Here is a 22,271-nt window from a genome sequence, read left to right on the forward strand (position 1 = left end):
CAGCCTCGCCTCCTTTTCAGCTTGTTAATACGCCGTTAACAGCCGTTCGCGGCCATTTACATTTTCTTTCGAGATAACCATAGTCCCATTAGGAAGGAGGCAAAAATGAGCAGCAGTGCATTTAGAAGCATATCCCTCCCCTTTGGGTCGAGAACGTAATAGTAGTAGGCATTCTGCTCGTTATAATGCAAATTGATTCCAATAAATAAACCCAAAAACAATATCGGCGTAAAATTAGCAATTCTGATTTCCAATAGCCGGTTCCGTTCCTGCTCATTCGCGCGGCGCGCCTTGCGCATGTCCGCCAGCAAATCCTTGAGTCCATCAGTCATCGGCACGCCCTCAGCAAGTGCAACCCGCAAAATATTAGCGAAGTAATCCGCCCACGTATGCCCAAGCGATGCAGCAAAAATCCGCAGGCTCGCCTCATCATCACCACGAACAGACAAATTGCGATATAATTGCTCAAAAACGGCTTTCATTGGGCCAAGCAGCCGTCTTTCGTCAACCGTTCGCTGTAGCGCTGCCCTGACTTGCAATCCCCCGGTTACTAGATAACACTGGTAAAACAGCTCAATGGCGGGCAAAAATTCGACCTGTGTCTGCATTTGACGCTGGACAAGCAGCGACCGCAGCACTACATACGGTATAAAGCCTAGTACAAAACCGAACAGCAAGGTGCCTTTGACCGTCTGAAAAAACAATCCGCCAGACGCCAGCCCAATCAGCAGCAGCAGTCCCGACAAGCATAAAAATGCCAATGGCTGCAGCTTAATCTGGAGTGCCTCCAATAAATCAGCAAGCGGGCGATAGAGCTTGTCCAGCCGCTGCAATCGCTGCTCCAGAAGGTGACGGAGCCGCCCCCGCTGCCGATAGGCCAGTCTCGCTAATCGCTCATGCCTTTCCATCCACATGACAAGCAGCGCAGCAAGCATAATAAACAAGGCTAAAAACAGCAGCGCGCCGCCTCCAAAAACGTACAGCCTAGTCAAAAAACAAACCTCCTCTCGCCAGCTTCCTCATCGCTCGCTGCGAAGGCCGCTGCGGATATTGCCACTGCTCCAGCACCTCATCATAAACCGCCCAATCACGTACCGTTACCTCGTTGTTCGACCAGCCTATTTCAGCAAGTCGCGATACGATACGCCGGCCCTTAATGTTGCGCATTTCAATTCCAATCTCCACTACATACTCAGCAATCCGTTTTGTCAGCCGCTCAGGGCTCATGCCTCGCCCATCCAGCATACACATATCGGTGATTACCTCGGGCACATCCTCAAGCGTACTTGCGTGAACGGTTGTCATGCTGCCGGAATGTCCTCTCGTGCAGGCTCTCACATAAATGTTCGCATCGCCGTCCCTGATCTCCGCATGCACGATGCGCTGCGGAGATTGCCTCAGCGCCAATTTGAATGCCCGGCTGGCGTGGTGCTGCGGGTCGTCCTCGTCGGTTTCGTATTCAACGATATTTTTTGCTGGAAAATCTCTTCCGAGCATCATTTCGAAGCGCCCTTCAATCGTAATGATTCTCTCCTCATCCGGCAGGCTGGCAATTAGCGCCTTCATTAGGTGGGTCTTGCCGGAATTCGTCGACCCAATAATAATGAGGTTGAATCTTGCCTGCAGCACAGCTTGCAGCATCGAAAGCATAGCACCACTTATCGTTTCGTATTCCGGCTCGCAAAGTACAGGCAGACCGAAGCTTTTTACAGTGAAAAAGCGAATCGTCAGCGTTGGCTTTGAGGTGAAGCCGAAGCCTGTCATCGTTACGCGTGAGCCGTCGCTAAGCATTACTTCTGCCCAACGCTTGCGCGGGGTGAAGCGATCGTTGTTATATAGCACCAAATTGCTCTGGATGCGTTCAACATCGCGTATGCTTGCAAATTGATGCTGAGACATAACGGCCTCGCCACTGCGAACCTCATAAATTTGCGTACCTACGACCTGTACTTCCTCCAGCCCATCCTTGTGCTGCATAACCAGCTCCAGCACGTTCAGCCCAATAACCTCAGCGAATAGAGCTTCACCAAGGGTTTCGTAGGGATGATCATAACCATCTTGATTATGAATGCGCAGTCGCCGCAGCCGATCATTAATGACCGCATAAATTTGTTCCCGTTCTGGCATAAAGCCAAGCACAGCACGGTTTAACGTCTCATTGTATTGTCTGCGCTCATCATCGTTCAGTCCACGAGGCGCCGCCAGAAAAGCTTTCATCTCATCGGCGAGTCTGTCAAAATCCGCTTCATGTGACGCAGCAGGCAGCTCCGGTTCTCTAGCTTCCCCCTCCTTGCTCCCAGTCACCCCCACTCTCAACTGGGCTGAATAATCGAAAGGGGAAAATCGGCCTTTAACCGCCCTCAAGAGCGGGCCTCATTACGATGCGAGAGCAGTTTGCGGTACCAAGGCTGCAGCTTAAAGGCAGGTGCCACCGTTCGAATGCCGTATCGTTCCATTAACTGCTGCGACGGTTTTTTCATTGCCGCTCTGCCTGCTTGATCCTCTCCCAGCCATTGTCCAAGCTTGCCGCTGTCCAAATGTATAAACGTATCCTTCGTCATTTGCATTTCACCCAGCCGCAGCGTGCCCATTTCCTTACAAATATCCTTCATTCGATATCCTCCTCTGCCCCATGGGGGCTGTATAATAACCGTATTGTATTGGTCAGCTGTTAAGCCAAATAACGGAGAAATTTGTGCTATCCATCGTTTCCCATCCTCCTGGAAATGGGAAAGCGCAGCCGTCGTAACTACAATTCGCGTGCTCGCCAGCCGCAATGCACAAACGGTAGCCGCATTATCCCAATAAGCGCTGACATCCATAAAAAGCACCTCAAAGGTTTGCTCTGCAATGTGGATTAAATGCTCCGCCTCCTCGGGCGTGAAAAATTCGGCCTGGTCACGCATGATATTACCGAACAGCACTCGCAAATTCACTCTTCCTTCAACCTTATGCATAGCACTCTTCAATCTCCCTGGTGTGAGCGAGCCGGATTGCAGCTCGGGCCGCAGCTTGTCGAGCGTGCTTTGCGGCTCCTTAATGCCAAGGTAGCGATGGAGCTTCGCGCTCTTAAGATGCAGACATAAATACCCGACACGAAGGCCGCTGGCTTCGGCCATTCGGTACGCCGCGGCAAAAGCAGCTGTCGTAGTCCCAATATTAGGCGTCGTTCCTACAAAGGCAATGCGGGGTATTCGCTGCTCCATCAAGACCGCTCCTCCTTCGTCTCATCCACAACATGGAGTGATTCCGGGCTGAAGGCTATAACAAGCTTACGGCTCCCATCCTTGCAATAGCTATCCATTTCGAGCCACTGCCTCTCGGTCAGATTAAGGTTGATATAATCGATCATGCCATTAGCCTCACGTCGCGAGGCATACATTTTTTCCTTATCCCCATCCGCTAAGGAGAGTAGATTTGGAGCCTCCAAATTATCAATCTCAACATTTCCTGAAGATTTGACCGACGCTACTGTAACTGCCCGATCGAACAAGCGGCCGGAGCCTTCGCCTTCTCCCGATAAATAAAGCACGACCTTATCCCCGGCACGAATGCCGTTAGAAATGGAACGGACATAATCCCGCGGAATTTGAAAGGTCGATTCGCCGCTGCTCGGCAGAAGATGAAAACGGTCGATTTTCCAGCTTAGTATCGGTTCCTGAGTGCCTAGCGGCACAAGCGTCTCCATTCCAGCAGCAGTCGCAACGTCCAGCAGCATTCCATTGTCATAAGCCGCTTTCGGCACATAGCGGTAGGCGAGATCCTCCGCCATCAAAGTCACCCCAGCATCAATAAAGCGCTTGGGAACGACGACGGCAACCATCTCTTGACGCTGCAATTGCAGCTGCTGAATCTGAAACAGGCCGTATACGAGCGCACCCGAGAGCAGCGCAGCCAGCACGCTTATCCAAATATTCCTTCTCCTGTTCATCCCTTCTCCCTTCCGAGCCATTAGCAGACAACAAAAAAGAACGCAGCAGCAGCCTGTAAAAGGCTTAACTACTAGCGTTCTTCGCTAAGTATTGCTCATATACAATTGGATTGTTCCTTGATTAACCACATAATAGCAAAGGAAACATTTCTTGTCCATCTATTTTTCAAAAATAAATTTTCACACGCCGCTCATGCATAAATGCGCTCTCCTACAGCATCAACGATGCTATAAAAAAGCGCATTTATACAGGATTTAGTCCGCTAAGAGCAAACACCTGACGACGTCCTGTCTATAGACGCCATCGTTTAAAAATCAATCAGGCCCACACTAATCAGCAGCGCATCATCGACCTTACGCATCGTTTCATCATCCAAATGCGTAATTTTGTCGGTTAACCGCTGTTTGTCGATCGTTCGAATCTGCTCAAGCAGAACGACGGAATCCCGGTCAAAGCCATGTGCAGCCGCGTTCATTTCTACATGTGTAGGGAGCTTCGCCTTCTGAATCTGCGCGGTAATGGCCGCCACTATGACGGTCGGACTAAACCGGTTGCCGATATCATTCTGAATGACAAGAACAGGCCGCACTCCGCCCTGCTCCGATCCGACGACAGGTGACAGATCAGCAAAGAACACGTCTCCACGTTTTACGATCAAGCTCTACACCCCGCTTACAAGACGGCCGAGCGTGTGATCAGCCTCTACCTCCGCTTGAAAAGCTTCCGAGGCCATGTTCAAGTTGATTTTCGCCATCTCCAGATACCCACGCTGCATGGACTCGCGGATTTGCCGTTTCTTTCTTTCCACAAGGTACAGCTTCATAGCCTGCCTAATAAATTCACTGCGGTTAGAGTTCTCCTTAGCTACGATACCGTCAACCTCCTCCAGTAAATGATCCGGCAAGCTAATCATGATCCTCTTGGTGTTCTGCACATTGGCCACCGAACAAGCACCTCCAAAACTTCTCCACAACCTTTAATACACATTATTGCAATAATAAGGCCCCTCTATACTTCAACATATCTATGTCAGCCATATATCAAATATGCTGTACGAACATGACGTACTTTAGCGTCTTTAAACCCGACCTAGCATTAAATTCGAGACAAATGGTGAAAACCCTCTTTTTTTGCGTAAAAATGGCATTTGAAATTTTTCCCGCACGCTCATGCTGTCAAATTAAAGGATTTACGACGGATAACGCCTTTCCGTCCTTCATATAGACACGCGGTACACGAGCAGCCAGCATGCAGGTGACCTCATAAGGAATCGTGCCGAGCTGCATCGCGACCTCTTCTGCAGAAATTCGCGCATTGCCCTGCTCGCCAATGAGTACAACCTCTTCACCTTGCTCTACAGGTTCTCCCGCTTCCGTCGTCGCCGCATCAAGCGCAATCATACACTGATCCATACAAATCGTCCCGCGGACAGGAACCTTCACGCCACGGACAAGCGCTTGAGCTTTGCCTGTGAGCATCCGGCTAAAGCCGTCTGCATAGCCAATCGGAAGCGTGCCAATCCGCTCCTCGCCCTGCGTCACATAACGTGCGCCATAGCTGATGCCCCAGCCAGAAGGTGCATTTTTCACCATAACGATCTCCGTCTTAAGCGACAATACCGGCTCCAACTTCAGTTCATCATGGCGCACCTCATCCGAAGGGTATAGACCATACATACTAATGCCAAGTCGCAGCATATTGCCTGCAAGCTCCGGCGTATCCATGCCTGCGGCGCTGTTCGCTGCATGAATAATCGGAATCGGAAGCTCATGCTGCTCTACGTAACGAACAATTTCCTGGAAGCGCTCATGCTGCAAAATCGTATAGCTTTTGTCCTGCTCATCCGCACGTGAATAGTGGGTAAATAACCCTTCGACTTCAAGCTGGGGAACGGAAAGCGCCTTTTCAATAAAAGGGATAGCCGCCTCCGCTCCAATGAGCCCAAGCCGTCCCATGCCGGAATCCACTTTAATATGAACCTTTAGCTTATGATTAATATGATCCTCATCCGGATCCGGCAGCTTGGAAGCTGCCGCTAGCACATCCTCACGAAACAAGGCAATCGTTATATCATGCTTTCGTGCAAGCCAAAGCGCATCCGCCGCAACATAGCCAAGCACCAATATAGGGAGGGAAATGCCTGCCCGTCTGAGCTCCAATGCCTCATCCAGAAAAGCGACCCCTAAATAATCGACTCCGCTGCTTGCAGCCTCCCGTGCAATTTCCACCGCTCCATGGCCATAAGCATTTGCTTTCACAGAAGCCATCAGGCGTACGCCCTCGCCCATATGCGCTCGAAACAAGCTTAAATTGCGACGCAGCGCATCCAAAGAAATTTCTACCCGTGTCGGGCGATAATACCCCTCCAAGTCGTTCACCTTCTCCTTATCCGGCAGCCCCACACATGAAGGCCAGTAAACATCAATAGTGATAATGTTATACGTTGCTGTCAGGACTGTCAATGAAATGACCGCCGGAATTGATTAGCACGTCTTGGAAATTCGGGGTTCTTCCTATTTATCGACACCAGATTGCACGGATTGGGCAATTTTGATCATTTCGGTTTCCGGCAGCGCGGCGCTTGTCAGTCTGAATTGATCGCCTTCATATGTCCAGCTGAGCGTTTGCTGCTCGGCTCCTGAGGTGAGCTCACCCCACGTAAAACCAAGATCCACCAAAGTTCCCGGTACGAGCGAAGCTGCTTGATCATGCGGCTGAGTCTGAATAAGCGAGAAGTCGTAAGCGCCTGTATACCGAGTCAGCTGCCCAGGATTCCCAGCGAACTCCACATCACTGCTGTCTTTCCATACGACGCCATCTGGCAAATAAGTCGGAGCCATCGTCAGGAATATGCCATCCTCCGGCAGCGCGCTAGTCTCATTGGCTTCCTCATCCGTATTCGAGCTGCCATCTGCATTTTGATCTGAACTCACATTTTGATCGCTGCCGGTATTTTGCTCCGAATTAGCTTCTGTATCTGAATTGCCGGTAATGCCTGTGCTGCTGTCCACATCGTTCTGCCCGTTTGCGTTATTGTCTGAACCTGAGGCTTGATTATGGTTTGTGCCATTGTTATTCGCATTATCCTGAGGCATCGCCGAAGTCGCTTGGTCGCCTGTGCCGCCGCTTGACGGGGTCGACTTCATGTTGGCTTCTGTCTCGAATACACTTTTGTCGAATTTGGAGCCAAATTCGAACGCATTAAACTGCACCTCGACCATAAGCGCAGCATTGGCGTCGCTGACCTCGACATGGACTGGCTTGTAGCTAGACTTGTCTAGCCAAATCTTTTGCCGTGCCAATGAACCATTATTATAATTCGCCATAACATCGAAAACGTAGGCACTTTCTTCAGAAGCAAATTGGCGTGAGTTATCAAGCAGGATGCTCTGCACCAGCGTCTGGTACAAATAAACCTGGCCTTGATTTTGCGGCCAATCGCTTTGGAAACGGAACACTTTATTGAGGCGCGGCGTCAGAACGAAAACGCCATCGTCATTGCGCAGTACAATTTGGGTAATGTCTTTTTCTTCATTAGTTAGCTTTATGCGATAATATTGCGGCTTCTGGTACGATACTTCAACCTTGTAGGTAAGCGGCTGCTGTCCCGTATGCAGTGTCATCGTCCCGCTTCCTTGATAGCTCTCAAGCCCATTTACTACCTTGTCCAGATCCTTCACCACGGACTCGGCATCCTTCGTCCCGCAGGCAGCCAATACGAGTGAAAAACATAATATCATTGCCGCGGCCCATGTCATGCGACGCATTAAAATCATCCCCTCTTCACAATGTTTTGCCATCTGATTCATGTGTATGAGGGAACTTGGACATTTATGCGGACTAGTTTGACAAGCTGGCTGTGAAAATAAATCAAAGCTTCCCCGCCATTTGTCGCGTTGATGCCCGTCTAAAGGCTAGTATGCTGAACGGACTGTGGTCCGTTACGCAATTTTGCGGAGCGCCTTACAATAAGGACATAGACGAACACGGGAAAGGATGAACGATATGAAAAAATTATTTCGCTCAACTACGGACAGTAAGCTGACTGGTCTGTGCGGAGGTTTAGGACAATGGCTCGGCATTGATTCTACTATTATAAGATTGCTTGTTATTGTTGCATCGCTTTTCAGCTCAGGTGCTGTCATACTTGCTTATTTCATTGCAGTATTAGTTGTTCCAAAAGCTCCGCAAGGCAATTTCGGCTTTTCTGATCACTACTAAAGCTAACTACTAAAACTAATTTTGAGGAGAGATGATAGAATGGGAATTTTACAGCGCGTATTTAGTATGACGAAGGCAGCGGCCAATGAGATGTTAGATAAAATGGAAAACCCCGTAATCATGCTTAACCAATATTTGCGGGATCTGGACGCGGACATCGCAAACACTGAACGGGAGAGCTTGCATCAGCAAGCGCAAGAGCGTGTATTAGAAGCTAAGCTCACTGAGCTGCAACAACAAGCAGACTTCTATGAAAGCAAAGCAGAGCAAGCGGTAGCAGGTGAACGCGAGGAAGAGGCTCGTGCGGCACTTGAAGCAAAACTTGCTTACGCCGATCAGCGCGAGGAAACCTCAAAGCTGGCTCAGCTTGCCAAGCAGAGCGCATTTGAGCTCGGTCTTCGTCTCGAATCGCTTAAGGAAGAAAAAATCCGTCTGCTGGAAAAACGCAAAGAACTCATTTTGCGCCTGAAGAAAACAGACAAGGCCACTGGCTATTCATCAGGAGATTCGTTTCAGGGGAGCTTCGCATCCCGAGGTTTTGACCGTATTGAGCAAAAGCTGATGGAACGGGAAGCACAGCAGGAGTTGTCTAAGGCACCCTATGGTGCGGGTCGTGACGCAGCGGGTAATACCCAGCAAAACGAGCAGCAAAGCGCAAGAGTAGAGGAAGAGCTGCAGCGGTTATTGCAGAAAAAATCCGTCAGCTAAGCATAAACGGCTCTCTCCGTCCTCTGGCAGCAAAGCTATCGTAAATATAAACAGGAGCCGCTCCTTTAGCAGTCATACTGCTTTCTGAGTGGCTCCTGTTCTTTTTTTACGGACAATGTCATTATCCTCTTGAACGCCTTAGTCTTTTCCACAATTGCTCAAAGCTTCGGTATATCCATTTGGACTCCTTCGTAAGCAATGGCCCTAATACAGCAAGAATAAGGACGTACAGTACGGCAAAGGATTGAATGGAGGCCATCAAGCCGCCCGCTTTGCCAATGTTCGCCATAATGATGGAGAACTCTCCTCGGGAAACGAGCGTAAAGCCTACATTAAGCGACGCCTTAGGCGTAATGCCTGAAATACGACCCGCCAGCATGCCTGCTGCAAAATTGCCAATCAACGTCAAAATGACCGCAATCAGCGTCAGCCCTACCGCACCGCCTAAGGAGGAAGGCTCGATCGTTAATCCGAAGCTAAAGAAAAACAGCGCCCCGAAAAAATCGCGAAAGGGCAAAATCTGCTGTTCAATCCGCTTCACATGCCTGGATTCTCCCAGTACAAGCCCGATCATCAGCGCTCCGATTGCCTCTGCCACATGCAGCGTTTCCGAGAAGCCTGCGACAAGAAACAGCAGCGTCATTATCATCAGTAGAAATAGCTCTGACGATTTAATATTAAGCGCAAAATCAATATATTTAATAATTTTCCTGCCAATAAATAAAAATACAACGATGAATGCCAAGGCGGTCAATGAGATCAGCAAAACGCTCCAGAATGAGGATGCGCCGCTCAAAACGAGTCCCGTCAAAATCGAAATATGCACCGCAATAAACAAATCATCAAACATGATCATGCCCATAATGATTTCCGTTTCCGGGTTAGCAGTTCTCTTTAAATCGACTAATACCTTGGCCACAATTGCAGTCGAGGAGCTCGTCATAATACCGCATACGACTAGCGTCTCTTTGATGGGCAAGTCCCCCATCCAGCCAAGCAGCAGTCCTGATAAAAAATTCAGCGCTACGTAGAAGGAACCTCCTACGATTATCGCTTTTCCTGATTTCAACAGCCGCTTCACAGAAAACTCCAACCCTAAATAAAACAGCAAAAATAATATGCCTAAACGTCCCATGAATTCGATAAAGGAGGAGCTCTCAATAAACCGCAAATCAATAATCCAAAAATGCGGCGCATGCGGCCCAACAGCCATCCCAATTAATATATAAAAGGGAATAACCGAGAAGCGAAGCTTCGCTGAAAGCAAGCCTGTCAGCGTAATGAGTGCCAGTGCCATCCCGACTTCAAATATGAGCGTCTCCATCGGTTAAAGCATCCCATTCAGCAAAAGGTTTTTTAATTGATTCAGTTGAATACGCTCACCTGCTACGACTAAGGTACCGCCTGGCTTAAACACGTATTCCGAACCAGGATTAATATGGTTAGTCTTATCCTTCTCGACTACCGCTAATATGGTCGCACCGGTCGTTTTGCGGATATCCAGCTCGCCAATTCGTTTGCCCACACATTTGGATAATGGCTCCAGCCTAATCCATTCAATAACTAAGCTATCTAACGCTATTTCCTGATTTTCGAGAAATTTCGGCTTGTAGGTAATGCCTGCAAGGATGGCCGATACGACTCTGGCTTCCTCGTCATCAAGCGATACCATTGACCGCATCTCATCAGGCTCATCAGCATCCATGTGAAACAGATCCCGTCTTTCATCATTATGAACGACAATAACCAGCTTCTCCCCACCGCGGGTGCGCAGGCTGTATTTTCGTCCAATACCCGGCAGTTCAGATTCTCTAAGATCCACTTGTAGCCCCTCCTCCCCCGGAAAATGAGTTTTCTGCAAACGTAATGGAGGTGATGATGACATGCATTGCGCCAGCCGGTGTCGTTACTGAGATCAGCTCACCAAGACGTGCGAGCAGCAATTGCCTACCAACAGGAGACAGGAATGAAATCAGATTATCATCTGGATTTGCCTGCTCAGGGAGCACGATTGTAAAGGAATCCTTCGTTTCATATTCAGGGTATTCAATCGTAATTTGGCTGCCAATCAGAACCAGGGAATGTAGCTCTTCCTCCAACACTATATCCGGTTCCGAGAGCAGCTGTTGCACTTTCTCTGTATACAAGGATAGCCATTCATCCATCTCCAAACGCTCTTTTCCTTGCATAGCAAAATAGGCACCCAGAAAGCGTCCCTTCTCGGCACCTAACAAAATAAGCTGAGACATCAACTGTTCTTGAGCATAGGATATTTCAATGCTATGGTTCATAGTAGACCTCGCTCCCTATGCGCACATTACTGATCCGGCATAAGCAATAAACCGCTTTTTTCATGCTGTTCTCCTCCTAAAATAATTTAAGACCTCTGCGACAGAGGCCTTATAACAAGCTTACCAAACAAAAAATATATGTCCAGCTATTATTTAAGGCTAATTAGACAAGCTGTGCTATTGATTAGCTAGGAAAGTCGTTGTATAGACAGAAGGTTTCATATCGTTTACAATTGATAACAATTCTCACTAAATGAAGAGAAGTAAATTAATCAACTACAGCACCTCGCTGCCGAAACATAGGAATACAGCGGATTTTCTTAAAAGGAGGGCGCAAATATGAGAAAATCGGCTTCCATCCCATCCACGGGCAACGCCAGCAGCTATTGGAAAAGGCAAGTCCCTCAGGCAGATTTTGAGCAGCATTCGGCTGTTTTAAGCGAAGCTGAAGCATGGTCATCGGAATCCAAGGCTATGATTGACCGAACCATCCATTATATGAATGAAAAATTTGCAGAGGGTATGACCCGGCAGAAGCTGTCTTCAATTGCGGGCATGAGTCTATGGCATTATTCCCATCAATTCAAGCATTGGGTAGGACAGAGCCCCATTGACTATTTGAACAGTATCCGAATTAACAAAGCGAAGGAGCAGCTGCTTTATTCTAATTTGCGAATTAAGGAAATTGCAGAGAAGGTCGGCTTTGAGGATGAATTTTATTTTAGTCGAAAGTTCAAGAAGGCGGCAGGCATCACCCCAAAACAATATGCCAAATGGACGACTACACGTATTGCGTCCTTCTCCTTTCCCTATGCCGGCCATCTGCTCGCCCTAGGTATTGTCCCATGCTCGACACTCGTCGATCCGCAGAGGGATGTGCATCGCCATGCTTTTTTTCAGCATATTCCCTACCCGCTTAGACGCTCCAAACGAATGGAGCCAGACCTTGTCGACTACAACCGCAGAACGCTTCAGCAGGCGAGACCTGAGCTTATTTTATGCGACGATATGGTGAATGAGCAGATTATTAGCTCAATCGGCAAAATCGCCCGCACCGTCATCATTCCTTGGCTGGATCTGGACTGGCGGCAGCAGTTTAGACAAATTGCGGCGCTGCTTGGTAAAGGAGCGCTCGTGGAAGGCTGGCTTGCGAAATATGAGCAGAAGGCGGCTTGCACTGGAGCGCGAATCAGAGAGCTTTTTCAAGAGGATACGATTTCATATATTCATCTCATGCAGGGACATATCGTGGTGTATGGACGACGTAACGGAGGGGCCGTCCTTTATGAGGATTTGCAATTAAACTGCCCTTATAAATTAGATGACATTTCGATTATGCATGAGATTGAGCAGCAAGAGCTGCCGGCATATACAGGCGATCGTCTGCTGCTCATCGTTGATTCTGACCCAGCCTCTCAGCAGATGTGGCTGAGGCTTCAGCATAGCAGCGTTTGGAGGCAGCTTAAGGCCGTTAAGACAGGAAATGTGCGGCAAATACTTGAATGCCCATGGCTGGACTATTCTCCTTATGCCCATAATCTCATGGTAGATCAGCTAGAAGAGCTGTTTCAAAGGAACTAAACACGAATGTCCATGTTTTGCGGCGTGGGGTGAGCGTATAATACGTTTTGATCATACTATGTCAGACTATTATTGTCTCAACGGAGGTTTCAAGATGAGTACGTACCGTCATTTCTTTCTGTCTGTCGCGCTCGCGGCTATTATTGCTGTGTTATCAGCTTGCGGGAACAGCTCGGGAAGCGAGCAGTCATCCAGCCCAACTGCTAGCCCTGTTTCCACCGCTTCCGCATCATCAGCGGAAACTTCTTCCGAGCCACAAGCACTTAAGGTCACACATGCCTTCGGCACAACCGAGCTGCCGGCGGCTCCTAAGCGGATTGCTTCCATTAATTTGGAGGATATGCTGCTCGCTTTAGATGTGCCCATTGTTTTCGGTATGTCGATTGGCGAAGGCTATTATTTGAATGAAAAACTTAAAGAGCAAGGGGCCACTTTAGAAATTTGGGGAGACAGCCTGAATCTAGAAGCTATTGTTGCAGCCCAGCCTGATCTGATCATCGCCAGCACCGCAATTATGCAGGAGGGCTATGACAATCTGTCCAAAATCGCGCCTACCATCGTATACGATCGTGAGGATTGGAGAAATTCGCTTGTAGCTATTGGACGAGCATTGGATATGGAGGATCAAGCATTAGCCTTCATCAGCGCCTATGATAAGCAGACCGCAGACGCTAAGGCTTCGCTAGGCCAGCTTCTGGCAGAAGGCAAAAGCGCAGCCTTCATTCGTATGAACGCTAAGGATTTCCGTGTTTATTTCCCTAATTATGTGGATGAAAAAACACAAATCGAATGGCCGACCTATCCTGGCGTTCTCTATAATGAGCTTGGAATGAAGCTTGATCCAACTGTAGAAAAATGGCATCAGGAGCAGCCTCATTTTCAAAATGCGACGATTTCTCTTGAAATGCTGCCCGAATTGCAGGCTGACTATTTATTCGTTACACTCGGCGGTGCCGGCAGCACGGATGAGGAAATTAGACAAGCGAAGGAAAGCTTCAGCTCGATTGAGCAATCCTCTGTATGGAAATCGGTCCCGGCTGTTAAAGCAGACCATGTCATTTTCGTAAATGCAAGACATTGGATTAGCTCTGGTCCACTCGCGAACAGCATGAAAATGAATGATGTCGTAGCCGAGCTCGGCTCGTCTAACTAAATAATTGAGCTAGGCAGATGATAAAAAAGCTCACGAGTATCCCGAATTTCTTTGGGATACTCGTGAGCTTTTTGCTTTGTCGAGTGTAAATATGCAAGCTTATTAAGAATGAAGCCGATAAAGTCGATATACATACTAAATGGTAATGAGAGAGGAATTATATTCAGCATGACGTTAAGCCAAAGTCGAGTACCCCATTACATGAAGCAATTTGCTTGCATTGGTTCTGCCTGTGCAGATACTTGCTGCGCTTGGTGGGGAATCAGTATTGATAAACAAACCTATACGAAATACCAATCGGTAACCCACACTAGCTTAAAAGACAAATTGAAGCAAAACTTATCCATTAAAAAACAGGGCAGCGTACAAGATTATGCAGAAATGCAATTAAACCCGAATACAGGTGATTGCTCCATGCTTGATCAAGGAATGTGCTCTATTCAATTAGAACTCGGTGAGTCATTTCTGTCTCAAACTTGTCGCACGTACCCACGCGTCATTAATCAGACAGGTACTGCATTGGAAATGACAGCCCAGCTTTCTTGCCCGGAGGTAGCGCGCCTTGTATTGCTCGATGAGCAAGCAATGGAATTTGTTGATGTCGATTTAGCTAATATCGGCTCTGTAACCTATAAGCATAAAGCAGCCGCTGCTTTGGATCAAAGTCGCCCTGAGTTTTATTTTCCTCAAATACGCGAAATGATGATGGAAATTATGGGATATCGGGAGTTCAGCCTTTCCCATCGCCTTATATTGCTTGGTGTTTTTTGCGATAATGTCAGCCTGCTGATGGAGGAAAAAAAATATAAAGAGCTGCCTCATCTATGCGATCAATTCCGGGATGAGGCCTCCCACAATGATGAGCTGCGCAACTACGATTTATACCCGCTAGATCCTATTTTCCAGCTGCAATATTTGAATAATTATTTGATGGATATATTGGATGCTACAATATGGAACGCCCGCTACCGCGAATGTATTCATGATTATAAGCAAGGAATGACACGAAACGGAAGTACGTGGGAAGCCATCGCGGAAACTTACAATTATTCTTATGACCATTATTACAAGCCTTTTATGGAGCAGCATTCGTTTATTTTAGAAAATTATATATTGAATTTCTTACACAGTCGTTTGCTTGCGGAGATGTATGTGAATATTCCTGTGTTTGACAGCTATCAAATGCTCGTAGCCGAATTTGCCATGATTAAGCTCCATCTGATCGGTATGGCGGCGCATCATCAGCAATTAAACGAGGAGCTGACCGTAAAGCTCTTTCAGTCTTATACTAAAAATTATGAACACTCCAAGCTATTTCTTAAGAACATCCTCGATGATTTTAAGAAGCATGGCTATGATACGCTGGGATATATGAGTCTGCTCATAAAAAATGACTAAGTAAAGCAAAAAAGCTCCGAGCCTCCACTGCGAGGACTCGGAACTTTTGTTTTATTTAGAGGTGATTCACTAGCGGATCATAACGAACAAATACAGGAAAATAGCGCGGAGCCATCGTAAAGCTAAACTGCTGCTCTGTCTTGTCCCTATAAGTGACGGTGTAGTTACTGTTATCCGCATCATAAACAATTTTCAGAAAAGTAAACTCGCTGCTCGCGTAATGAGAACGAACATAGTAATGAGAAGCAGCCTTAGCCGCATTTTCCTGAAATAGACTGCTATTAACGAGTAAAATCAGCAAGGTCATAATGACAATTATAAAAAGAATAATACTCTTGTACCGCATGTTGCTCCTCCGCTTAAGCTTATGTAACAATTACTCGAATGTGCTTGTAATATCATTCCATTGCGATAAATCAGGCAGCCTCTGTGCTCCCCAATATTCAAGAAACATGCGAATGATCTCGCCTTTATCTGTCGTTTTGTAGTCATAGTGCTTAAACGACTCATCGGCAAACACGAAGCGGACCTCCACAATGTAGCTGTCCAAGCCTTCCCCTCCGGTTGCAGCTTGCAAATAGATGCTGTCTTCTAGCGGCAAGCTCGGCTCCAGCACGATAAAATCCTCATGCTCCGGTTCAAACCCATCAATGATATCCGTTATAAGCGACGCATTAATCCCTTCATTTTTAAATTCTGCATGATCCGTGAACAGCTTATATGTAAGCTCTGCTTTCCCCATTAAAGCGCCTCCGCTCGAAAACATTATTTCGCAATTGTATCATAAGGCTATAGTCCGATAATATCAGCCTCCCGACTGATTATTTGCCGCTGCTATGCCAATAGAACTAGCTTACTACCGTGGCTGTACGATTACGATTGCATGATCACAGCAGAGTAACACATCGCACAACACTGCCTCTTGACAATTGACAGCTAGCGGCTTAAAATGAGAAACATCAATGTGTAACCGATTACACATCACACATTCTACAAACAGAGGTGTTCCTATGGCTCAAGCGAAAATTACCGTCATTGGCAGTTTAAATATTGATATGGTAACAGAAACGGATGTCATGCCTGAGCAAGGCGAGACTTTAATTGGCAACGCTTTCTCTAGCTTCACAGGCGGAAAAGGCGCGAATCAGGCTGTAGCCTGTGCAAGGCTTGGGGCAGCGGTTACGATGATTGGCTGTGTCGGCGAGGATGCAATGGCGCAGCAGCTGCGGGATGCACTTCGTGCAGAGAACATTGATATGACAAATGTGAAAACGGTTCCCTATAAATCAACTGGCATCGCTGCGATCACCGTCACGGAGGGCGACAATCGCATCATCGTCATTCCAGGTGCAAACCATTGCTTGCTGCCGGAGGATGTGCTTGCACTGAAAGAAGTGATCGCCGCATCCGATATGATTATGCTTCAGCATGAAATACCGCTTGAAACCGTCGAGGCTTCGATTAAGCTTGCCCATTCCCTAGGCATTCCAGTCATTTTGAATCCTGCCCCTGCGGTAAGACTGCCCGAGCAGCTATTAAGCCAGCTTCATCTTATTACGCCGAATGAATCTGAGCTCGCAATTGTAACAGGGCTGGAGCGCCAGAGCACGCCAGAGGCATTGCTCGAGCAATATCCGAATCCCATCGTAATGACAGCAGGAAGCAACGGTGCTTATTACAAGGGAGCAGATGGTGAGCTTGGTCATGTTCCAGGCCATACGGTCGAGGTTGTGGATACGACTGGCGCAGGAGATACGTTTAATGGCGCTTTAGCTGTAAAGCTAAGTGAAGGAGCCTCGCTTCAGGAAGCTGTTCAATTTGCCGTTGCTGCGAGCGCGTTATCTGTCACCAAGCTTGGCGCACAAAGCGGAATGCCGCTTAGACAAGCTGTCGAGGCATTTATTAAACAGTCCAGCTGATTTCCTGACTTATATTGAATTGACTTGAAAGGATATTTTCATGAAAAAATTAGGCATACTAAACAGCGAAATTACAGCCGTACTTGGTCGGCTTGGGCATACAGACTGCATCGTTATTGCCGATTGCGGTCTGCCGATTCCCGATTCGGTTAAGCGCATTGATCTGGCACTTATGCCTGGACTCCCTTCTTTTATGGATACGCTTGGGGCGATGCTTGCAGATATGGAAGTAGAGAAGGCTATTATCGCCTCAGAGATAACGACGCATAACGCAGAGTTACACTCAAAAACGCTAAAGCAACTGGGCCATATTACGATTGAAGAAGTTTCACATGAGCAATTGAAAGCGTTAACGCATAAGGCTAAGGCGGTCATTCGTACAGGAGAGGCTACCCCTTACGCCAACATCATTCTTCAAGCTGGCGTTATTTTTAAGTAAAGCTGTCCCAGCTAGAGCGAAGGAGGAGAGCAGATGGACTATTTAATCGAAATGACCGGCATTCATAAATCCTTCTCATCCGTACAAGTATTGAAAAATGCCGCCTTCCGGCTTAAAGCAGGTGAAATTCATGCTTTAATGGGCGAAAACGGCGCCGGCAAGTCTACGCTTATGAAAATTTTGACGGGTGTTTATAAGGCGGATGCAGGCAGCATTAAAGTAAAAGGTAAAGAAAGCGCCTTTGCGAACCCTACAGAAGCGGAAAATAGCGGTGTCGCGATCATTCATCAGGAGCTTAACATTATTCCTAAGCTTACGGTCGCCGAGAATATGTTTCTTGGCCGGCAGCTTGTATATGGTCGGACCGGCATTTTACGGGATAAGGAAATGAAAAAGAAGACCCGGGAATATATGCAGCGCCTCGGCGTAGAGCTGGACCCCGATGCAGTAGCAGAAAGCTTATCCATCGGCCAGCAGCAAATGATCGAAATTGCGAAAGCGCTGTCTAAAAATGCGGAAGTGCTCATTATGGATGAGCCTACAGCGGCGCTGACTGATCGCGAGATCGAATCTTTGTTCCAAATTATGAATCAGCTGCGCAGCGAAGGTGTTGGTATTGTCTATATTTCACACCGGATGGAGGAAATTTTCCGTATGTGTGATGAAATTTCTGTGCTGCGCGACGGTTCATTTCTCGGGACGGAACAGACAGCTAGCACGACCGTACAGCACATTGTTCGTTTGATGGTAGGGAGAGAAATTGGCGAACGTTATCCGCAGCGTCATACGGTGATTGGCGAGGAGCGGCTCCGCGTCAGTGATCTAAGCGATGGCAAAAAACTGAACGATATTAGCTTCTCGGTTAAAGCTGGTGAAATCGTCGGTGTTGCTGGATTAATGGGCGCGGGCAGAACAGAAATCATGCGTTTGTTGTTCGGAGCGGATAAGAAGAAAAAAGGGCAGGTTTGGCTTGACGGCAAGGTAGTCAACATCAGCGACCCAGCCAGCGCAATTGCAGCCGGCATCGTCTTCGTCACGGAGGACCGCAAGCATCAGGGCCTAATTCTCGATATGTCCGTCCGTGAAAATTTATCACTGACGAATTATCCCTTTATCGCCGACAAGGGCATCATCAGCAGCGGCAAGGAACAAGAATTGTCCGAGCAAATGATCAAGCGTTTTAATATTCGTACCCGCGACCCCGAGCAAACCGTGAAATCGCTCAGCGGAGGCAATCAGCAAAAAATTGCAATTGGCAAATGGCTCGGCAAGCTGCCCAAGGTCTTTATTATGGACGAGCCTACTCGCGGCGTAGACGTTGGCGCCAAGAAGGAAATTTACAGCATGATGAACGAGCTAAGCGAGCAAGGTGTCGCTATTATTATGGTGTCCTCGGATCTTCCCGAGGTGCTCGGTGTCAGCGATCGCGTCATTGTCGTGCATGAAGGGCGTATCGCATCTGTGCTCGACAAAACGCAAATGAATCAGGAAGCAATTATGCATGCGGCGACTGGAGGAAGCAGCAATGGCCATTAAGAACAGACAGCTATCAAACGTATTACAAAAGCTTGGACCGTTGATCGGGCTTTGCATCATCGTTCTCATTCTCATTTTAGCAAGCCCTAACTTTTTGACGATCAACAATATTTTAAACGTATTTCGTCAGGTTTCCATCAATGCCTTAATCGCATTCGGTATGACCTTCGTTATTTTAACAGGCGGGATTGACTTATCGGTTGGCGCGACTCTCGCTCTATCGGGAGCACTTACCGCAGGCATGATGAGCAGCGGGCTTGATCCAATTACAGCTGTTATTATCGGCCTGCTTGCTGGATCGGTAATGGGTGCAGTGAATGGTCTTCTCGTTACAAAAACAAATATTGCTCCATTTATAGCCACTCTCGCCACTATGACCATCTACCGAGGACTCGCCCTTGTTTATACCGATGGTCGCCCGATTACTGGATTTAACAGCGAGTTTTTCACAATGATTGGCGGGGGTTATTTCTTCGGTATCCCTGTTCCGGTTATGATTACGATTGTTTTGTTCGCCGTGCTGTATTTCATTTTGCGGAAAACAACATTTGGACGCAACGTCTACGCGATTGGCGGCAACGAAGAGGCTTCTCGTCTATCCGGTATTAAGACAGGGCGCTTTAAAATCTATGTGTATACACTGACCGGCCTCCTGTCATCTCTTGCTGGCATCATACTTGCTTCCCGCCTCAATTCCGCACAGGCGAATGCCGGTACCGGCTATGAGCTGGATGCCATTGCGGCCGTCGTTCTCGGAGGTACAAGCCTATCAGGTGGACGCGGCTGGATTGTCGGCACTCTCGTTGGTGCACTCATTATCGGTGTGCTGAACAATGGCTTGAATTTGATGGGTGTCTCCTCGTTCTACCAGCAGGTTGTTAAAGGGCTCGTTATTTTGCTAGCGGTCTTGCTCGATCGCAAGAAGGCTAGCAGCTAATGATAAACAAACAAATAGACAAAGGTGGTTACAACATGAAAAAAATGATTAAACTCGCCAGCATTTCCTTAATTACTGCTCTTACCCTAGCAGGATGCTCAACGACAGCTCCAGGCAGCGAAGCAACTACATCTGCCAGCACTGCTCCGCAAAGCGGCACTATCAAAATCGGTCTAGCCGTATCCACGCAAAGCAATCCCTTTTTCGTAACCTTAAAAGAAGGAGCGGAAAAAGCGGCGCTTGACGGTGATGTACAGCTGATTACGGTAGATGCACAGGATGATGCTGCAAAGCAAGCCTCCTCCATTGAGGATTTAATACAGCAAAAGGTTAACGTCATTATCATTAATCCTACTGACTCCGCAGCGGTTGTACCTGCTGTTGAATCTGCGAATGCTGCTGGCATTCCAGTTATCACAGTAGACCGTATGGCTGATGGCGGCACAATTGCCAGCCATATTGCTTCAGACAACAAGGCTGGCGGTGTGCTAGCAGCTAAATTCATTGCCGAGCAGCTAGGCGGAAATGGTAAAGTGGTTGAGCTTGAAGGTATTCCAGGCTCGTCGGCCGCTCGTGAGCGAGGCGAAGGCTTTAATGAAGAAATCGCCAAATCCTCCGGCATTGAAATTTCTGCAAAGCAGCCTGCCGATTTTGACCGCGCAAAAGGGCTGACGGTTATGGAAAACATTTTACAGGCAAGCAAAGATATTAAAGCTGTATTCGCACACAATGATGAAATGGCGCTTGGCGCTTTGAAGGCTATTGAGGCTGCTGGCTTGAAAAATATTATCGTCGTAGGATTCGATGCAACTGATGATGCCGTGAAGGAAGTTTTCGCAGGCACGATGAGCGCAACCGTTGCTCAAAAACCGGATATGATGGGCGTTTTAGCTGTACAAACGGCTGTTAAAATCGCCAAGGGAGAAACTGTGGAAAAATCAATTCCCGTTGAACTTGAGCTTGTAACGAAGGATTCTGCATCTGCAAAATAATAGCTGGCTCCTGCTCCCTTGACGGACAAAAACAAGTGTGCTAACGTTTTCCCAAACGTGAGCACACTTGTTTTGCTCACCCGCTAGCTCGCTTGTTTAGAAGGCCAGACCATTGAAAGGAATTTGCCAGAAATGACTACGATCAGAGATGTCAGCAAGCTGGCTGGCGTATCGGTTGCCACTGTCTCTCGGCTGTACAATAAGAGCGGATATGTGAGCAAGGAAGCGGAGACCGCCATTCAAGCAGCTGCCGAGAAGCTTAACTACAAGCCCAATACGATTGCCAGAAGCCTCGCAGGCAAAAAAACAGCTGCTGTCGCTTTAATGGTACCCGACATTTTGAACCCGTTTTTCCCGGAAATCGCTCGTGCTGCTGAGGATGCAGCCGCCTCACAGGGCTATACGCTCGTCCTTTGCAACACGGACAATAACCCGGATAAGGAAAAAATGTATATTGAGGCGTTAATCAATAAACAAATAGATGGCATCATCATATCTTCTTACACAATTTCACCAGAGCAGATTATTGCCCTACAGAAGCGTTCAATTCCTATTGTCGTCATTGATAAAAGCTTTCCTGACCATCCGATTTTGACAATTACGGCAGCTAACCGATACGGCGGACAGCTCGCCGTACAGCATTTAATGGAAGCCGGCTGCGGGAAAATCGCTCATATATGCGGCCCCTCCCATGTGCATTCCGCACGTGAGAGGACGCTTGCTTATGAAGAAATGTGCGCTCAGCTGCCGTGGTTTACACCCAGCCTGATCGCATTCGGCCACTTCAGCGTTGCGGGAGGCTACGCGGCGATGAAAAATATTTTCCATCAGCATCCCGATGTGGACGGCGTATTCGCCGGCAATGATCTTATGGCCGCTGGGGCTCTTAAAGCACTGCATGAGCTCGGTGTAACGGTCCCCAATCAGCTTAAGCTAATTGGCTTCGACGGTATTCGGATGGATATGGTATATCCCGAGCTGTCCACCGTATCCCAACAAATTTATTCGCTCGGCAAAACCGCTATGGACTATTTAATTCGCCTAATCAACAATGAGCCTATCGAGAGATGCAATTACGAGCTGGGTGTAGAGCTGCTCCAGAAGGCATCGACCTAATTGCCGCTGCATCATGATTTCAGCTTAGAAAAACCTTCGAACCCACAT

Annotated in this window: 24 protein-coding genes; 11 read left to right on the top strand and 13 right to left on the bottom strand. The window is 47.8% G+C overall.

All coding sequences use genetic code 11. The features are described from left to right. Positions 1 to 56: 56 nt before the first annotated feature. The 8 genes from V5J77_RS21215 to V5J77_RS21250 all read right to left on the bottom strand — a co-directional run bounded on the left by V5J77_RS21215 (position 57) and on the right by V5J77_RS21250 (position 7,699). A complete protein-coding gene (locus V5J77_RS21215) occupies positions 57 to 992 on the bottom strand; it encodes a type II secretion system F family protein (protein WP_338552807.1) in 936 nt (311 codons plus the stop codon). Further along, positions 985 to 2,364, bottom strand: coding sequence for an ATPase, T2SS/T4P/T4SS family (locus V5J77_RS21220; protein WP_338552809.1), 1,380 nt, complete (start codon positions 2,362 to 2,364; stop codon positions 985 to 987). The genes V5J77_RS21215 and V5J77_RS21220 overlap by 8 nt, the downstream gene beginning before the upstream one ends. Beyond that, on the bottom strand, positions 2,361 to 3,206 hold the full coding sequence (locus V5J77_RS21225; RefSeq protein ID WP_338552810.1) for a hypothetical protein: 846 nt from the start codon (positions 3,204 to 3,206) through the stop codon (positions 2,361 to 2,363). Before V5J77_RS21225 ends, V5J77_RS21220 begins: the two co-directional genes overlap by 4 nt. Beyond that, a complete protein-coding gene (locus tag V5J77_RS21230) occupies positions 3,206 to 3,931 on the bottom strand; it encodes a flagellar biosynthesis protein FlgA (protein ID WP_338552811.1) in 726 nt (241 codons plus the stop codon). The genes V5J77_RS21225 and V5J77_RS21230 overlap by 1 nt, the downstream gene beginning before the upstream one ends. Before the next feature lie 308 nt (positions 3,932 to 4,239). Beyond that, positions 4,240 to 4,590 (bottom strand): type II toxin-antitoxin system PemK/MazF family toxin, encoded by a 351-nt coding sequence (locus tag V5J77_RS21235; RefSeq protein ID WP_046233824.1) that lies wholly within the window; start codon positions 4,588 to 4,590, stop codon positions 4,240 to 4,242. Positions 4,591 to 4,593: 3 nt separating this feature from the next. Further along, the gene (locus V5J77_RS21240) at positions 4,594 to 4,875 is read right to left on the bottom strand and encodes a CopG family ribbon-helix-helix protein (RefSeq protein WP_046233825.1); all 282 of its coding nucleotides are present in this window, start codon (positions 4,873 to 4,875) and stop codon (positions 4,594 to 4,596) included. Positions 4,876 to 5,107: 232 nt separating this feature from the next. Continuing rightward, a complete protein-coding gene (alr, locus tag V5J77_RS21245) occupies positions 5,108 to 6,301 on the bottom strand; it encodes an alanine racemase (protein ID WP_338556969.1) in 1,194 nt (397 codons plus the stop codon). A 144-nt stretch (positions 6,302 to 6,445) separates the two neighbouring features. Continuing rightward, positions 6,446 to 7,699, bottom strand: a complete 1,254-nt coding sequence (locus tag V5J77_RS21250) for an outer membrane lipoprotein carrier protein LolA (protein ID WP_338552813.1) — start codon at positions 7,697 to 7,699, stop codon at positions 6,446 to 6,448. A 238-nt stretch (positions 7,700 to 7,937) separates the two neighbouring features. On the opposite strand from V5J77_RS21250, the gene V5J77_RS21255 reads away from it, so the two are divergent. Next, positions 7,938 to 8,153, top strand: a complete 216-nt coding sequence (locus tag V5J77_RS21255) for a PspC domain-containing protein (protein WP_338552815.1) — start codon at positions 7,938 to 7,940, stop codon at positions 8,151 to 8,153. 39 nt (positions 8,154 to 8,192) lie between these two features. After that, positions 8,193 to 8,861 (top strand): PspA/IM30 family protein, encoded by a 669-nt coding sequence (locus tag V5J77_RS21260; RefSeq protein ID WP_338552817.1) that lies wholly within the window; start codon positions 8,193 to 8,195, stop codon positions 8,859 to 8,861. A 121-nt stretch (positions 8,862 to 8,982) separates the two neighbouring features. Here V5J77_RS21260 and V5J77_RS21265 read toward each other — a convergent pair whose 3' ends face one another. Genes V5J77_RS21265 through V5J77_RS21275 form a run of 3 tightly spaced genes read right to left on the bottom strand, consistent with a single transcriptional unit; the run spans position 8,983 to position 11,152 of the window. Further along, complete coding sequence (locus V5J77_RS21265; protein ID WP_338552818.1) at positions 8,983 to 10,185, bottom strand: cation:proton antiporter; 1,203 nt, start codon at positions 10,183 to 10,185, stop codon at positions 8,983 to 8,985. Between the two features lie 3 nt (positions 10,186 to 10,188). Beyond that, positions 10,189 to 10,683 carry a cation:proton antiporter regulatory subunit gene (locus V5J77_RS21270; protein ID WP_338552819.1) on the bottom strand — a complete coding sequence of 165 codons (495 nt, stop codon included), beginning with the start codon at positions 10,681 to 10,683 and terminating at the stop codon, positions 10,189 to 10,191. Further along, complete coding sequence (locus V5J77_RS21275; RefSeq protein WP_338552820.1) at positions 10,673 to 11,152, bottom strand: GreA/GreB family elongation factor; 480 nt, start codon at positions 11,150 to 11,152, stop codon at positions 10,673 to 10,675. The genes V5J77_RS21270 and V5J77_RS21275 overlap by 11 nt, the downstream gene beginning before the upstream one ends. A gap of 339 nt (positions 11,153 to 11,491) precedes the next feature. Here V5J77_RS21275 and V5J77_RS21280 point away from each other — a divergent pair, with 339 nt between their 5' ends. The 3 genes from V5J77_RS21280 to fliB all read left to right on the top strand — a co-directional run bounded on the left by V5J77_RS21280 (position 11,492) and on the right by fliB (position 15,284). Next, a complete protein-coding gene (locus V5J77_RS21280; RefSeq protein WP_338552821.1) occupies positions 11,492 to 12,733 on the top strand; it encodes an AraC family transcriptional regulator in 1,242 nt (413 codons plus the stop codon). A gap of 94 nt (positions 12,734 to 12,827) precedes the next feature. Continuing rightward, positions 12,828 to 13,886, top strand: coding sequence for an ABC transporter substrate-binding protein (locus tag V5J77_RS21285; RefSeq protein WP_338552822.1), 1,059 nt, complete (start codon positions 12,828 to 12,830; stop codon positions 13,884 to 13,886). A gap of 168 nt (positions 13,887 to 14,054) precedes the next feature. Beyond that, positions 14,055 to 15,284, top strand: a complete 1,230-nt coding sequence (fliB, locus tag V5J77_RS21290) for a flagellin lysine-N-methylase (RefSeq protein WP_338552823.1) — start codon at positions 14,055 to 14,057, stop codon at positions 15,282 to 15,284. Between the two features lie 55 nt (positions 15,285 to 15,339). On the opposite strand, the gene V5J77_RS21295 is transcribed toward fliB, so the two are convergent. After that, entirely contained in the window at positions 15,340 to 15,630 is a 291-nt protein-coding gene (locus tag V5J77_RS21295) for a hypothetical protein (protein WP_338552824.1), read from the bottom strand. Between the two features lie 30 nt (positions 15,631 to 15,660). Continuing rightward, a complete protein-coding gene (locus V5J77_RS21300; protein WP_338552825.1) occupies positions 15,661 to 16,026 on the bottom strand; it encodes a hypothetical protein in 366 nt (121 codons plus the stop codon). A gap of 268 nt (positions 16,027 to 16,294) precedes the next feature. On the opposite strand from V5J77_RS21300, the gene rbsK reads away from it, so the two are divergent. From rbsK to V5J77_RS21330, 6 genes are all read left to right on the top strand, one after another. Then, a complete protein-coding gene (gene rbsK / locus V5J77_RS21305; RefSeq protein WP_338552826.1) occupies positions 16,295 to 17,203 on the top strand; it encodes a ribokinase in 909 nt (302 codons plus the stop codon). Positions 17,204 to 17,243: 40 nt separating this feature from the next. Next, complete coding sequence (gene rbsD / locus V5J77_RS21310; protein ID WP_338552827.1) at positions 17,244 to 17,642, top strand: D-ribose pyranase; 399 nt, start codon at positions 17,244 to 17,246, stop codon at positions 17,640 to 17,642. A gap of 33 nt (positions 17,643 to 17,675) precedes the next feature. Then, entirely contained in the window at positions 17,676 to 19,178 is a 1,503-nt protein-coding gene (locus tag V5J77_RS21315) for a sugar ABC transporter ATP-binding protein (protein ID WP_338552828.1), read from the top strand. Then, positions 19,168 to 20,115 carry a ribose ABC transporter permease gene (gene rbsC / locus V5J77_RS21320; RefSeq protein WP_338552829.1) on the top strand — a complete coding sequence of 316 codons (948 nt, stop codon included), beginning with the start codon at positions 19,168 to 19,170 and terminating at the stop codon, positions 20,113 to 20,115. The genes V5J77_RS21315 and rbsC overlap by 11 nt, the downstream gene beginning before the upstream one ends. Positions 20,116 to 20,150: 35 nt before the next feature. After that, positions 20,151 to 21,107, top strand: coding sequence for a ribose ABC transporter substrate-binding protein RbsB (gene rbsB / locus V5J77_RS21325; RefSeq protein WP_338552830.1), 957 nt, complete (start codon positions 20,151 to 20,153; stop codon positions 21,105 to 21,107). A gap of 132 nt (positions 21,108 to 21,239) precedes the next feature. Beyond that, entirely contained in the window at positions 21,240 to 22,223 is a 984-nt protein-coding gene (locus V5J77_RS21330) for a LacI family DNA-binding transcriptional regulator (protein WP_338552831.1), read from the top strand. Positions 22,224 to 22,271: the final 48 nt, after the last annotated feature.

This window comes from Paenibacillus sp. KS-LC4, from assembly GCF_036894955.1.
Taxonomy (GTDB): domain Bacteria; phylum Bacillota; class Bacilli; order Paenibacillales; family Paenibacillaceae; genus Pristimantibacillus.

What these genes read in the sequence shown, in the direction of transcription:
- V5J77_RS21225 (WP_338552810.1), bottom strand. Translation starts at nt 3,206, where the DNA reads ATGGAGCAGCGAATACCCCGCATTGCCTTTGTAGGAACGACGCCTAAT.
- V5J77_RS21230 (WP_338552811.1), bottom strand. Translation starts at nt 3,931, where the DNA reads ATGAACAGGAGAAGGAATATTTGGATAAGCGTGCTGGCTGCGCTGCTC.
- V5J77_RS21250 (WP_338552813.1), bottom strand. Translation starts at nt 7,699, where the DNA reads ATGCGTCGCATGACATGGGCCGCGGCAATGATATTATGTTTTTCACTC.
- V5J77_RS21255 (WP_338552815.1), top strand. Translation starts at nt 7,938, where the DNA reads ATGAAAAAATTATTTCGCTCAACTACGGACAGTAAGCTGACTGGTCTG.
- V5J77_RS21260 (WP_338552817.1), top strand. Translation starts at nt 8,193, where the DNA reads ATGGGAATTTTACAGCGCGTATTTAGTATGACGAAGGCAGCGGCCAAT.
- V5J77_RS21265 (WP_338552818.1), bottom strand. Translation starts at nt 10,185, where the DNA reads ATGGAGACGCTCATATTTGAAGTCGGGATGGCACTGGCACTCATTACG.
- V5J77_RS21275 (WP_338552820.1), bottom strand. Translation starts at nt 11,152, where the DNA reads ATGAACCATAGCATTGAAATATCCTATGCTCAAGAACAGTTGATGTCT.
- V5J77_RS21280 (WP_338552821.1), top strand. Translation starts at nt 11,492, where the DNA reads ATGAGAAAATCGGCTTCCATCCCATCCACGGGCAACGCCAGCAGCTAT.
- V5J77_RS21285 (WP_338552822.1), top strand. Translation starts at nt 12,828, where the DNA reads ATGAGTACGTACCGTCATTTCTTTCTGTCTGTCGCGCTCGCGGCTATT.
- fliB (WP_338552823.1), top strand. Translation starts at nt 14,055, where the DNA reads ATGACGTTAAGCCAAAGTCGAGTACCCCATTACATGAAGCAATTTGCT.
- V5J77_RS21295 (WP_338552824.1), bottom strand. Translation starts at nt 15,630, where the DNA reads ATGCGGTACAAGAGTATTATTCTTTTTATAATTGTCATTATGACCTTG.
- V5J77_RS21300 (WP_338552825.1), bottom strand. Translation starts at nt 16,026, where the DNA reads ATGGGGAAAGCAGAGCTTACATATAAGCTGTTCACGGATCATGCAGAA.
- rbsK (WP_338552826.1), top strand. Translation starts at nt 16,295, where the DNA reads ATGGCTCAAGCGAAAATTACCGTCATTGGCAGTTTAAATATTGATATG.
- rbsD (WP_338552827.1), top strand. Translation starts at nt 17,244, where the DNA reads ATGAAAAAATTAGGCATACTAAACAGCGAAATTACAGCCGTACTTGGT.
- V5J77_RS21315 (WP_338552828.1), top strand. Translation starts at nt 17,676, where the DNA reads ATGGACTATTTAATCGAAATGACCGGCATTCATAAATCCTTCTCATCC.
- rbsC (WP_338552829.1), top strand. Translation starts at nt 19,168, where the DNA reads ATGGCCATTAAGAACAGACAGCTATCAAACGTATTACAAAAGCTTGGA.
- rbsB (WP_338552830.1), top strand. Translation starts at nt 20,151, where the DNA reads ATGAAAAAAATGATTAAACTCGCCAGCATTTCCTTAATTACTGCTCTT.
- V5J77_RS21330 (WP_338552831.1), top strand. Translation starts at nt 21,240, where the DNA reads ATGACTACGATCAGAGATGTCAGCAAGCTGGCTGGCGTATCGGTTGCC.